The organism is Streptomyces sp. NPDC052910, assembly GCF_055585605.1.
Genome location: NZ_JBVJJR010000010.1, coordinates 218,665 through 232,103, shown reverse-complemented (window position 1 = coordinate 232,103; position 13,439 = coordinate 218,665). Strand labels below are relative to the sequence as shown.

Sequence of the window (13,439 nt, the reverse complement as noted above, 5' to 3'; positions counted from 1 at the left end):
CGGGGGGGGGGGCGGGGGGGGGGTGGGGGGGGGGGGGGGGGGGGGGGGGGGGGGGGGGGGGGGGGGGGCGGGGGGGGGGGGGGGGGGGCGGGGGCCCCCGCGCCGGTCAGGTACGGGCGAGCGGCTCCGGCGCGGGGGCGCACGCCGCGTTGACGGCCTCGGCGACCACCGCCACATGCGGGGACCGCACGATCCCGTAGTGCGTGGTGTCCAGACACCGCGCCTCCGCCAGCAGGGGCAACCGCTCGGCCCAGAGCCGCCGTTGTTCCTCGGCGGGCACCCGGGACGGCAGCCCGGACTCGGCCCGGTCCGCGAGCCACAGCCGGACGGGCGTGGCGGGCAGCGGCGGCGGCTCGTGGTCCGCCATGCCGGCCAGGTTCGCGCGGCAGCAGCGCGCCAGCCGCTCGGCGTACGCCCGGGCCTCCGGACCCGCCGGGGCGCCGGAGCCGGCCTCGGCCAGCTCCCGGGCGAAGAGCCGCTCCAACTGCTCCTCGTCGTAGCCGAGGACGTCCTTCCCGCCGCCGGGCGGCGGCGGGTCGAGCAGGTACAGCCCGGCGACCGGTCCGTCCGACGCCTCCGCCCGCGCCGCCATCGCGTGAGCCACCCAGGCGCCGAACGACCAGCCGGCCAGCCGCCAGCGCCAGGTGTCGCGGGGGAAGCGGCCGCGCAGTGCCGCGAGGTAGCGGTCCGCGCGTTCGCCGACCGTCCACTCCGGGGCTTCCGCGCCGCGCAGGCCCGGGTCGCTGATCAGGCAGACCGTCAGCCGGGGATCGAGGGCCGACACCAGCTCGCGGTACGCCTGGACGTCGCCGCCGACGGGGTGCACCAGGCACAGGACGTCGCCGCCCGTGCCCTCCTGCCAGACGTCCAGCGGCACCTCGCCGGAGGCGTCACCGGCCGGGTCCCCGCCGGTGGCCGCCGCGAGGTGTGCCAGCACCTCCGTGAGGCTCACCCGGTGGCTCAGCCGCGACAGCTCGAGCTCCACTCCGTACTCCTCCTCGACCGTACCGATCAGATCGAGGAGGGTGAGCGAGTCGGCGCCGTGGTCGTAGAGGGACGCCTCCGGGTCGAGCTCGTCCACGCCCAGCGAGCGGCACAGCCACTCCGTGAGTCGCTCGGCGGCCGGGACCGCCGCCGGCGCGGGGGACGCCTCGGGAGCCGCCGGCCGGTCCGCGCCGGGCGGCGGGGCGTAGAAGACGCGCGCCTCCTCGGGGTCGGTGGTGGACACCAGGAGCTGCGGCAGCCGCAGTCGCAGGGCGTCGGCGAACAGCCGCTGCCCCTCCTTCACCGTCAGCCCCACCGCCAGGTGTGCCTGGTGGCGGGCGTCGGCGTGCAGCGCGCCCAGCGCCATGCCGGTCTCGCTCCAGATGTCCCAGTCGACGCCGATCCGCACCGTCGTCCCACCGGCCTGGTACCGGGCGAAGCCGTCCAGCAGACCGTTGGCGGCGGCGTAGTCGAACTGGCCGACGCCGCCGAACTGCGCCGCCATCGACGAGCAGTACACGGCGAACGCGGGCCGGTCACGCTCGATCAGCCGCTCCACCAGCAGCGCGCCGCGCAGCTTGGCCGCCGAGGCCCGCCGTGCCGCGGCGGCGTCGCGCCGGACCAGCAGGCCGCCCGCGGCCACACCCGCCGCGTGCACCACACCGTCGACACGGGTGGCGAGCCGGTCCAGAACCGCCTCCGGCGCCTCCGCCGCGAGGTCGGCCGCCACCAGGTCGACGCGGTCCGCCCACGGTGCCAGCTCCTCCGGCAGCTCCGCGCGGCGGGCCAGCAGCACGACCCGGCAGTCGGCGTGCTCCAGCAGCCAGGCCGCCACGCTGCGGCCGATGCCGCCCGTACCGCCGAGGACCAGGTACGTACCCGGCCCCACCGGCCGCCGCGGCGCGCCCACCGGGGCGGGCGCGGGCACCGGCGACAGCGCCTGCCGCCACCAGTAGCCGTGCCGCAGCGCCAGCCGGCGCGGCAGCTCCACGCCGGCGTCCGCCTCGGCCAGCAGTGCGGGCAGCGCGGTCCAGTCGGCCGGGTCACGGCCCGGCAGGTCCAGCCAGCGGCCGTCGACGCCGCACTCCTGCGGCACCACCTCGGACGCGCCGGCCAGCAGCCCCAGTTCGGGACGGGTGACCGGCCCCTCGACGGGCTGGGCGCCGTACGACAGCCACCACGGGCGCAGCAGCGTCCCGGCCGGCAGGCCGGCGGCGGCGCGGAGCAGCGCGGCGGGCGTGTCGAGACAGGCCCACCGGGCGCGCTCCAGCGACTCCTCGCCGACGGCGCCCCCGACGGCGAGCGGCAGCGCGTGCAGCCAGTCCACCGTGCCCGTCCCGCCGTCGGCGAGCGCGTCGAACACCCGCCGCAGCGACGCCGGATCGGCCGGATCGGCCTCGTAGCGGTCCACTCCGACGCGGGCGAAGCCCGCCGCCGCCCGGACGTGCGCCACCCGCTCGTACGCCGCCTCGAACGCGCTCCGCGCGGCGGGCGGCAGAGGGCCGTCCGACAGGACGATCAGCGTGCCGGCGACGCGGGACGCCGGTTCCGCGGCCGCGTGGTGCCGCCGCACCCAGTGCGGCTGGCGCAGCCACTGGTCCTCCGGCAGCCGCTCGGGCCAGGAGGGCGCCGACTTCCGTGCGGGGACGGCCCGTTCGAAGTCGTAGCGGGCCAGGTCGAAGGCGGGCGGCGGGAAGTCCCACGGCGCCTGCGCCGGTCCTTCCGGCCGGGAGGCGTCCGTGCCGGCCGGCCAGGCGGCCACCGGCTCCCCGGCCCGGTCCCGGGCGTCGACGTCCGTGCCGTCCGCCGTCGCGGCCGTGCCGCCGGCCACCGTCCGCAGCCAGGCCACCGCCTCCGCCGCGTCGGCGCACACCGCCGCGGCCCGCCGCCTACCCGCCGGGCGCCCGGCCTGGAGGTGCCGCAGCACCTGTCCGTACGCCTCCGGACGCGCCTCCAGGTAGTCCGCGATCCGGGCCGCGTCGGCGCGCAGACCGGCCTCGCTGCCACTGGACAGCGGCAGGACGGGCGCGGGCGGCGGGACGGGCGCTGCCGGCTCGCCGGCCTCCAGCACCACGTGCGTGTTGGTGCCGCCGATGCCGAAACTGCTCACCGCGGCGACCCGGGGCCGGCCCGCGGGCCACGGCTCAGCCGCCGTCGGGATCCGGAACGGCAGTCGCTCGTCGGCGATCCGCGGGTTGAGCCGCCGGAAGTCGACGGTGGGCGGAATCACCCCGTGGTACACGGCCAGCGCCGCGCGTACCAGCCCCACGACGCCCGCGGCGGCTCCCAGATGCCCGAGCTGGCTCTTCACCGAGGACAGCGCGCACCGGCCCGGCTCCTCCAGGCCGTACGCCTGCCGCAGTGCGCCCACCTCGACGGGGTCGCCGAGCCGGGTGCCGGTGCCGTGCGCCTCGACGTAGCCGAGGTCGGCGGCGGTCCGGCCGCTGCGCCGCAGCGCGGCGCGGATCACCTCGCGCTGCCCGGCGACCGAGGGGGCGCTGTAACTCATCTTGTCCGAGCCGTCGTTGTTGACGGCCGAGCCGGTCAGCACGGCGTACACGGTGTCGCCGTCCCGCCGGGCCAGCCGCAGCGGCTTCAGGACCACCACGCCGACGCCGCTGGCGCCGACCGTCCCGGCGGCGTCGTCGCTGAACGGGCGGCAGTGCCCGTCGGGGGAGAAGATGTGCTGCGGCTGGTAGCGGTAGCCGTCGGTGAGCGTCGGATCGACGAGGACGCCGCCGGCCAGCATCACCTCCGCGTCGCCCTGGCGCAGCAGCCCGGCCGCGACGTGCACCGCGAGCAGCGAACTGGAGCACGCCGCCTGCACGGTGAACGCCGGTCCCGTCAGCCCCAGGTGGTAGGCGACCTTCGTGGTCAGGAAGTCCTTGTCGTGGTGCTGGGCCAGCCGGAACGCGTCCGGCAGTGCCGCCGGGTCGGCGTCGCGCAGCAGCGACTGGAAGTAGGTGTTCTCCCCGCAGCCGGCGACGATGCCGGTGCGCCGCGCCGCCGTGTCACCGGTGATCCCGGCGTGCGCCAGCGCCTGCACCGACGCCATCAGCAGGTGGCGCTGCTGCGGGTCCATCAGCCGCGCTTCCTGCCGGCTGATGCCGAAGTGCTCCGGGTCGAAGTCCAGCGGCCCGGAGAGCTGGCTGCGCGCGCCCACCAGGCCGTCGGCCGCCTCGAAGCGCTCGACGCCGCGCCGGCCCTCGCACACCAGGTCCCAGAAGGCGGCCAGGTCGTCAGCGCCGGGCAGCCGGACGGCCATGCCGACGACGGCGACCGGCTCGTCCGCGGCGGGGCGGTCCTCCATGACGGCCGGGGCGTCCGGGGACGTGCCGGCCGAAAGGAAGCGGGCCAGCCGCCGCACGGTGACGTGCTCGAACAGGTCGGGTATGGAGAACCGCAGGTCCGGCTCGCCCGTGCAGCGCAGATGGAACCGCATCAGGTCGAGGCTGGACGCCCCGGCGTCGAAGAAGCGCTCGTCGGGGCCGACGGGACGGCCCAGTACCTCCTCCAGCAGCGCCGCGAGCCGTGCCTCCAGCGGTGACAGCGCCGCCCCGGAAGCGTCCCTCGGCCGCAGGTCCGTACCGGCCGCCGCCAGGGCGCGGCGGCGGTCCAGCTTGCCGCTGGGTGTCAGCGGCAGCGCGTCCACGACGCGGAAGCGGTCCACCCGCACGTGTGACGGCAGCAGTCCGGCCAGGTGACCGGTCAGTTCCTCGGCGGCCGGGGGCTCGCCGTGGCACTGGAGACACGCCACCAGCCGCCCGCCGTCCTGCGCCACGACCGCGTTGACGACGGCCGGGTGACGCAGCAGCGCCGCCTCCACCTGGCCCAGTTCCAGCCGGTGGCCGCTCAGCTTGACCTGCTGGTCCTCGCGGCCCAGGTAGTGCAGCAGCCCCTGCCGGTCGAAGGACGCCCGGTCGCCGCTGCGGTAGAACAGCCCCTCCCCGGGCACCTCGGTGAACCGGGCGGCGTTCAGCTCCTCGTCGCCCAGGTAGCAGGGCGCGGCCATCGGGCCGCCGATCAGCAGGCTGCCCGGGCAGCCCGGCGGCACGGGTTCGCCTGCCGCGTCCACGACCCGCAGCACGGCGCCCGCCACCGGGCGGCCGATCGCCGGGCGGGTCGGCCAGCCGGCCGGATCGCCGTCCAGGCACAGGGCGCTGACGACGTGCGTCTCGGTCGGCCCGTAGTGGTTGAACAACCGGGCCCCGGGCAGCCCCGCGAACCATGCGCGGATGGCATCGGTGCACAGCAACTGCTCGCCCGCCGTGACGACTTCGCGCAGCCTGGACGGGAAGCGGCCCAGCCGTACCCCGTGCTCGGCGAGCAACTGGAGGGCCACGTACGGCAGGAAGAGGCGCTCGACGCCGGCCGTCTCCAACCGGTCGAGCAGGGCGGGTGCGTCATGCCGCCAGTCCGGCCGGACCAGGTGCAGCCGGCCGCCGCCGGTCAGCGTCGTGAAGATCTCCTGGAAGGACACGTCGAACGACAGCATCGAGAACTGCTGGGTGACGGCGGGCCCCGCGAGCCCCCCGTCCGTCTCCTGCCAGCGCAGCAGGTTGCACAGGGTCGCGTCGGGCACCCGGACGCCCTTGGGCCGGCCCGTGGAGCCGGAGGTGAACAGGGTGTACAGCGGACGGGTGCCCGGGTTCGCCGGCAGGTCCGTACCGTCCGGCGCCGCCGACAGCACCACCGGCAGGCGCGGCAGATCCGCGGGCGCGATGGCGTCGAGCGCGGGCGCGCCGCCCGGCGGGACCAGCACGCACAGGGGGGCCGCCTGGTCCAGCACCTGGCGCAGCAGCTCCGGGGGGTACGCCGGGTCCAGCGGGACGGCGGTCACGCCGAGCCGGGCCAGGGCGAGGAGCGCCACGACGTGCTCGACCGACGGCTCCAGGTACAGGGCGACGCTCGCCGGCCGGTCGGCGGGCGGCAGCGGGTGACGGTCCCGCAGCTCCAGCGCCAACCCGGCGGCGTACGACGCCAGTTCGGCGTAGCGCACCTCGTTGCCGTCCGGTGTCACCAGTGCCGTCGCGTCGGGGGTGCGGCGCGCCTGGCGGGCGAAGTCCTCGGCCACGGTGGTGAACGCCGCTTCGGCCGGCTTCCCCCGGCCGGGCTCGGGCAGGCCGCGCCGGTAACCGGCGACGAGCTCGGCCGGCGTGGTGTCGCCGCCCTCGGCGAGGGCGTCCAGGCCCCGCCGGAAGAGGTCGTCCGCCGCTGCGACCTCGTCGGCCGTGAAGTGGTCGGCGGCGTACTCCCAGAGGCAGTCCAGGCCGTCCCCGCGCTCCACGACCGAGAGCGTCAGCGGGCACTTGGCGTCCGCCGGGGCGGGCCACAGCGGGCGGGTGGTGACGCCCGGCAGGGAGAGGGCGGAGAAATCGGTGTTCTCCAGGACGAACAGATAGTCGAACGGAGGCCCGTCCGGCCGGGACGGCCGGTCGGCCAGGACGTCCGCGAACGCCACGTCCTGCCGCTCCAGTACCTCCCGCACCAGCTCGCCCTGGCGCAGCAACTGACCGCGCAGGCTCTCGCGCGGCGCCACCTCGACGGGCAGCGGCACCGTGTTCGCGAACATGCCGACACTGTCCGCGAACTCCCGCACCGGCCGGTTGGCCACCGGCCCCGCCAGCCGCGGCCGGGTCCGGCCCGTCACCCCGTACAGGCTCCACGCGTACACGCCCAGCAGCACCTGGAAACGGGTGAGGCCCAGGCCGGCGCAGAGCCGGTCGAGCACCGCCCGCCGCTCCGCGTCCAGCGTGGTGCACAGCAGCCGCCCGGGCTCCGCCGGCCGCGGCAGGGACGGCAGCGCGGGCTCGCCCTCGCCGACACCGTCCAGGCGCTCGCGCAGCGCGGCCCGCTGCGCGGCGTAGCCGGGCGTGGCGAACCACTCGGCCTGCCAGCCGGCGAAGTCCAGCGGCGTCGGCACGGCGGCCGGGGTGTCCGGCCCGGCGCCGGAGACCAGGGCCGCGTACGCCGAGGACACCTCCTCGAACAGCACGTTCAGCGACCAGCCGTCGATCGCGATGTGGTGCAGCCGCAGCAGCAGCGTCCCGCCGTCGCCCTCCGGGAGCCAGCGGGCGTGGCACATCTCGGGGCGGCCCAGGTCGAACGGTGCGGTGAGGAACCGGCGTTGGGCCTCGGCCCCGGTGTCCGTGCCGGTGACCCACGGGTCGTACGGCGCGCCGACCTCCTGCCGCAGCCCCTCGGCCGTGGGGACGAAGGCAGTGCGCAGCGCCGGATGGCGGACGACCAGCAGGCGCAGCGCCTCGCGGAGCGCGGCGGTGTCCACGGCGCCCTCCAGCCGGAAGGCCATGCCCACGAGGTAGGCGCGGGAGTCCGGGTCCTGCTGCTGGAGCAGCCACAGCCGCTGCTGCTCCGAGGTCGCGGGCGCCGACCGGGCGTCCGCCGGGGCGGGCACCGGCGGGTACGCCGCCGGCGCCCCGTCGCGCAGCGCGGCGAGGGCGTCGGCCAGGGACGCGAAGTCCCCGTCGACCACGGCCGTGCGCGGCGGTTCGCAGCCCCAGCGGCGGCGCGCCTCGAAGCGCAGCCGGAGCGCCTTGAGCGAGTCGCCGCCACTGGCGATCCAGCGGTCGCCCGGCCGGAGGCCGGTGACGCCCAGCACCTCCTCGGCCAGGTCCAGTACCTCGCGCTGCCAGGGCGTGACGCCGCCGGCGCCGGCCGCGCGTCCGGGACGCCACGGCTCCCCGGCGTGCGCCAGGAGCGCGGCCTCGTCGACCTTGCCGTTGGCGTTCCGCGGCAGGGCGGCGACCCGGTACAGATGGTGCGGACGCATGTACGGCGGCAGGGCGGCGGTCAGGTGGCGGTCGAACTCCTCGTGGGACAGCCCCTCGTCCGGCACCACGAACGCCAGCAGCTCCAGGACGCCGACCGCGTCGGGGCGGGCGCACACATGGGCCCGGCGGACGGCCGGATGGGCCGTGATCCGCTGCTCCAGCTCACCGGGCTCGATGCGGAAGCCCCGCACCTTCACCTGCCGGTCCGCGCGCCCGGCGTAGACGACGAGGCCGTCGTCGTCCACCCGGACGAGGTCGCCGCTGCGGTAGTACCGCTCCCGGCCGCCGTCGAGCCAGGGCAGGCGGACGAACGCGCGGGCGGTCTCCTCGGGCCGGTTGCGGTAGCCCGCCGCCAATCCCTCGCCCGAGAGCAGGAGTTCGGCCAGCTCGCCCGGGGCGGCCGGACGGTCCCCGGCCACCGCGAGCGCGCCGGTGCCCGGCAGGGGGCGCCCGATCGGCACCGCGTCCCCGTCGAAGTCGCGGGGGATCGGGTGGATCAGCGCGAACGTCGCGCACTCGGTGGGGCCGTACACGTTGTAGAGCGTGGTGGCGCTGTCCGGGTTGGCGCGGTACCAGTCGCGGATGACGCGGGCGGTCAGCTTCTCGCCGCCGATCAGCACCTCGGCCACCGAGGCGAAGCAGTCGGGGACGGCGTCGACCACGGCGTTGAACAGGGCCGTCGTCACGAACAGGGTGTCGATGCGGGCCTCGCGCAGCGTGGCGGCCAGCAGTTCGGGCGACTGTGCCGTGGCGTCGTCGACGACCACGCAGCAGCCGCCGGTCAGCAGCGGCACCCACACCTCGAAGCTGAGCGCGTCGAACGCCGGGTTGGCCAGCCAGCCGTGCCGCTTGGGGCCGCCCGGGCGCAGCCAGCCCTCCCGGGCCAGTCGCAGCACCCCGGCACCCGGCACCTCCACGCCCTTGGGGAGGCCGGTGGTGCCGGAGGTGTAGAAGATGAACGCCGTGTCGGACGGGACGGCCGCCGGCTCGTCCTCCGCCGTGGCGGCGCCGTTCTCCAGGGCCGCCGCCTCCAGCGGGACGACGCCCTCGCCGGCCCCGGCGGGCGGCGTCCCGTCGTGCACCACCGCGACGGCGCCCGAGTCGGTGAGGATGTGCCGCTGCCGCTCGGCGGGGCTCTGCACGTCGAGCGGGACGACCACCGCGCCCAGCCGCAGCACGCCGAGCATCACCCGGACCAGCCGCGCCGAGCGCGGCAGCGCCACGGCCACCGCCTGCCCCGGCCGAACGCCGTGCGCGCGCAGCGCCCGGGCGACGGCCGAGGAACCGGCGTCGAGCCCCGCGTAGTCGAGGATCCGGTCGCCGTCCACCACGGCGGGGGCGGACGGGGTGCGGCGGGCCCGGTCGAGGACGCTCTGGGCCAGACCGGAGGTGGTGCTCGTCATCGTGTCTCCTGCGCCGGGGTGGTACGGGGGGTGGGGACGGCGGCGGAGGACGCCGGGAAGCGGGACAGTTCGGCCTCGATCAGCGCGGCCACGCGGCCCACGCCGTGGCCCTCCAGCACGTCCCAGTGGCCGCAGGCCAGCGGCTCGACTATCAGACCGGCACCGGTGCGCCGGCTCCAGAACTCCCGCTGCCGGAGCAGTTGTCCGGGCTCCTCCCGCTCGTCGTCCGCGCCCTCGGCCTGGACCAGGACCGTCCGGGCGGCCGTCGGCGGCACCTCGTAGTCGCGCGCCGTCAGCCGGCTGTGGTTGTAGACGTGGAAGTAGCGCTCGATCTGCTCGTCCTCGATGCCGGGGTACATCCCGTTGAAGCGGACGAGCTTGTCGCGGAACTCGGCGAGCTCCACCGGCCCGATCGCGGACCGCTCGGCGGGGTCGTCGGTGCCGCGGGTGTCCAGCAGCACCACGCTCACGTCGGCGCGGCCGGCCGCCGCCAGCCCGCGGCCCATCTCGTGGGCGATCAGTCCGCCGTACGACAGTCCGGTGAGCACCAGCGGGCCCTCGGGCAGTGGCTCGATCAGCCGCAGATACTCCTCCGCCATCGCCTCGATGGTGGGGAGGAACGTTTCTCCTTCGTGGAGCCCCGGTGCCTGGATGCCGGTCACACCGACCTCGTCGGGCAGCAGCCCGGCGAGCGGCAGGTAGCAGAAGGCGGTGCCGCCGGCCGGGTGGACGCAGACCACCCGCGCTCCGCCGGTGCCCGGACGGAACTCGATCAGACTCCCGGGGCGGCGCTCCGTCGCGCCCTCGCGGAGCAGGCCCCCCAGCGCCTCGATCGTCGGGTGCAGCAGGACGTCGCGCACCTGGAGGGTGACGCCGAAGGCCTCGCGCACGGCGTGGGCCAGCTTGATGGCGGAGATCGACGTGCCGCCGAGGGCGAAGAAGTCGTCCCGGACGCCGATGTCCTGATGCAACAGCAGACTGCGCCATATCTGATAGAGCGTCAGTTCTATGTCGTCGCGTGGGCTGGCCTGGTTGACCGCGGCCGGCCCCCGGGCCGCGGCCCGCTCCAGGACCACCGCGCGGTCGAGCTTGCCGTTGGCCGTCAGCGGCAGGCGCGGGAACTCCACGAAGACCTGCGGGATCATGTAGTCCGGCAGCCGCCGGGCCAGCGCCGCGCGCCACTCCGCGGCCGGGCGCGGCTCCGGGGCGTCCCGTCCCACGGCCGCCACCAGGACCGGGCCATGGGGTGCCGTACGGTCCACCAGCACCGCCGCCTCGGCGACGCCCGGCTCGGCCCGCAGCGCGGCCTCCACCTCACCCGGCTCGATCCGGAAGCCGCGCAGCTTCACCTGGTCGTCCCGGCGCCCCGCGTACTCCAGTGCGCCGTCCGACAGCCACCGGGCCAGGTCGCCGGTCCGGTACATCCGCTCGCCCGGCACGAACGGGTCGGCCACGAACCGCCCGGCCGTCGCCCCCGGACGGCCCAGGTAGCCGCGGGCCAGACCCGCCCCCGCCACGTACACCTCACCGGGCACGCCCGGCGGCACCGGCCGCAGCCGCTCGTCCAGGACGTACACACGGGTGTTGGCGACCGGCCGGCCGATCGGGCTCTGCCGGTCCAGCGGCCGGGGCGTGAAGTACGCGGTGCTGTACACCGTCGTCTCCGTCGGCCCGTAGCCGTACAGGATCCGCAGACCCGGCACGGCCTCGGCGAAGCGGTGCAGCGCTCCCTCCGGCAGCGACTCCACGCCCGTCAGCAACTGCCGCAGCGCCAGCCCCTTCAGCCGCTCCTCCGGCGCCTCGTCGATCCAGCGGACGAAGGCCGGCGGCAGGAACGCCTGCGCCACCCGGTGCTCCCGCATCCAGTCCAGCAGCGCCGCCGGGTCGAGACGCACCTCGTCCGGCACCGGGTACAGCACGCCCCCGGTGGTCAGCGGCAGCAGCAGCTCCTGCTGGGCCACGTCGAAGCCCGTGCTCGCCCACTGCGACGCGGGCTCGCCGGGCAGCGCGCCGCACCGGGCCACCCAGTGGTCCAGCAGGTTGAGGACGGCGCGGTGCGGCACCGCCACGCCCTTGGGACGGCCGGTCGACCCGGAGGTGTAGATCACGTACGCCAGGTCGTCGGGGGACACGGCGAGGCCCGGCGCGTCCGTGCGCTCCGCCTCCGCCTCGACCGCGGCGAGCGGCGCCCAGCCCGCGGGCGGCGCCGGCTCACCGCTCAGCACCACGGTCGGACCGGCGTCCGCCACCATCCCCGCCAGCCGCTCCTCCGGCAGATCCGGGTCGAGCGGCAGACAGGCCGCACCGGCCTTGAGGACGCCCAGCGCGCCCACCGCCAGCTCCGCCGACCGCCGCACGTGCAGACCCACCACGTCACCGCGTCGCACACCCCGGGCGGTCAGGGCGTGGGCCAGGCGGTTGGCACGCCGGTCCAGCTCCGCGTAGCCGAGCCGTACGGCGCCGTCCACCACGGCCGGCGCGTCCGGACGCGTCCGAGCCTGCTCCTCGAAGCGCGCGACCAGGCCCGCCGGGTCACCCGGCAGGGCGGTGGCGTTCCACTCCTCCAGCACCCGGCGGCGCTCCGGCCCGTCGAGCAGCGACAGCTCCGCCACCGGGCGCTCCGGGCCGTCCGCCATCCACTCCAGCACCCGCCGCAGCCGGCCGACGTACCGCTCGGCCGTCACCTCGTCGAACAGCGCCTCGGCGTAGCGGAGACCACCGGTCAGCCGGCCGTCCTTCTCCGCCACCATCAGCGTCAGATCGAACGTGGCGCCGGGCGCCGGCAGCGGCAGCGGCGCCACCTCCGCACCCGCCAGCTCCAGCGAGCCGCCGTCCGTGTACTGCCACGCGACCATGTTCTGGAACAGCGGCGTGTGCGCCGGGCTGCGCACCGGCTTCACCAGCTCCACCACGTGCTCGAACGGCAGGTCCTGGCGGCGCAGCCCCGCCCGGGTCACCGCCCGCACCCGCTCCAGGGCCTCGGCCACCGTCGGCTCGCCGGACAGGTCCACGCGCAGCGCCAGGGTGTTGACGAAGAAACCCGCCACACTCTCGACGTCACCCCGGCGGCGGTTCGCCACCGGGATCCCGACCACGAGGTCACGTTGTCCGGACATCCGGGACAGCAGCAGGGACCAGCCGGTGAGCACGGTCATGAACGCACTGGCGCCGTACCGCTCGCCGAGCGACTTCACCGCCGCCGTCAGTTCCGTGTCGAAAGCGAACCGCACTTCGGCGCCGCGGTAATCCTGTTCCGCCGGACGCGGCCGGTCGGTGGGGAGTTCCAGCAACGGCGGTGCCCCCGCGAGGGATTCCGTCCAATAAGCGGCCTGCTCCGCGAACGTTCCGTCCTCCCACTCCCGCTTCTGCCGCACGGCGTATTCCGCGTATCCGGAAGTGAGCGGCGGCAGCGGGTCGGGTTCTCCGCGCAGGAACGCCGCGTACAGCGCGCCGAGTTCCCGCATCAACAGGACTTCCGTCCAGCCGTCGTACATCGTGTGGTGGAACGTCAGCAGCAGATGGTGCCGGTCCTCGCCCAGGACGACCAGCCGGCCGCGCGCGAGCGGACCGCGGGCCAGGTCGAAGGGGGCGGCGGCCTCGTCGCGCCGGAGCCGTTCCAGACGCTCCTCGAGGGCGCGCCCGGCCCCGGCGCGGACGGTCCGTGACAGGTCGTCCACGCACAGCGCGAACCCGGTGTCCGCCGGGTCCACCTGCTGGTACACCTCGCCGTCCACCGCCAACAGGCGGGTGCGCAGCGCCTCGTGGCGCGCGGTCAGGGCATCCAGCGCGCGGGCCAGCGCGGTGCGGTCCAGGGGGCCGCGCACCTCGAAGGCGAGCGGCACGTGGTACGCCTCGCTCGCCCCCGGGAGCTGCGCCAGGAACCACAGCCGTCGTTGGGCGAACGACGCGGGAACGCGGTTCCGTACGGCGGCCGTCGGCGCGGCGGCCGCGCCGGGGACGGGGGCCGGGGAACCCGGGGCGGTGGGCGGCGCGATGGGGGCCGGCGTTCCGCCGGCCGGCTCCTCGCGTGCCGGGTACGGCTCGTCGGGGAGGTGGTCGCTGGGCGTCTGCTGCGCGGGCAAGGCTGCTTCTTCTCCTCAAGGGGAGGGTGGTTCTGGGCGGACTCCGGTCACCCCGCCGGCCGGGATCGCCGGACGGAAGGGGGGAGCCCGTCCCGGCACGGCGCCACCTGTGCGGGGCCGGCGGGGCACGGAGGGAACGGCAGGGAAGGGCGGAAGGGCGGCGTCGCCCGGTCCGGGCG

Annotated in this window: 2 protein-coding genes; both read right to left on the bottom strand. The window is 76.3% G+C overall.

Going from position 1 to position 13,439, the window contains the following annotated elements:
- Window positions 1–106 precede the first annotated feature (106 nt).
- On the bottom strand, window positions 107–9,178 hold the full coding sequence (locus ACZ6X9_RS29215; protein ID WP_469781011.1) for an amino acid adenylation domain-containing protein: 9,072 nt from the start codon (window positions 9,176–9,178) through the stop codon (window positions 107–109).
- Window positions 9,175–13,260: a non-ribosomal peptide synthetase gene (locus tag ACZ6X9_RS29210; protein ID WP_469781010.1), complete on the bottom strand. Its 4,086-nt coding sequence runs from the start codon at window positions 13,258–13,260 to the stop codon at window positions 9,175–9,177. The genes ACZ6X9_RS29215 and ACZ6X9_RS29210 overlap by 4 nt, the downstream gene beginning before the upstream one ends.
- Window positions 13,261–13,439: the final 179 nt, after the last annotated feature.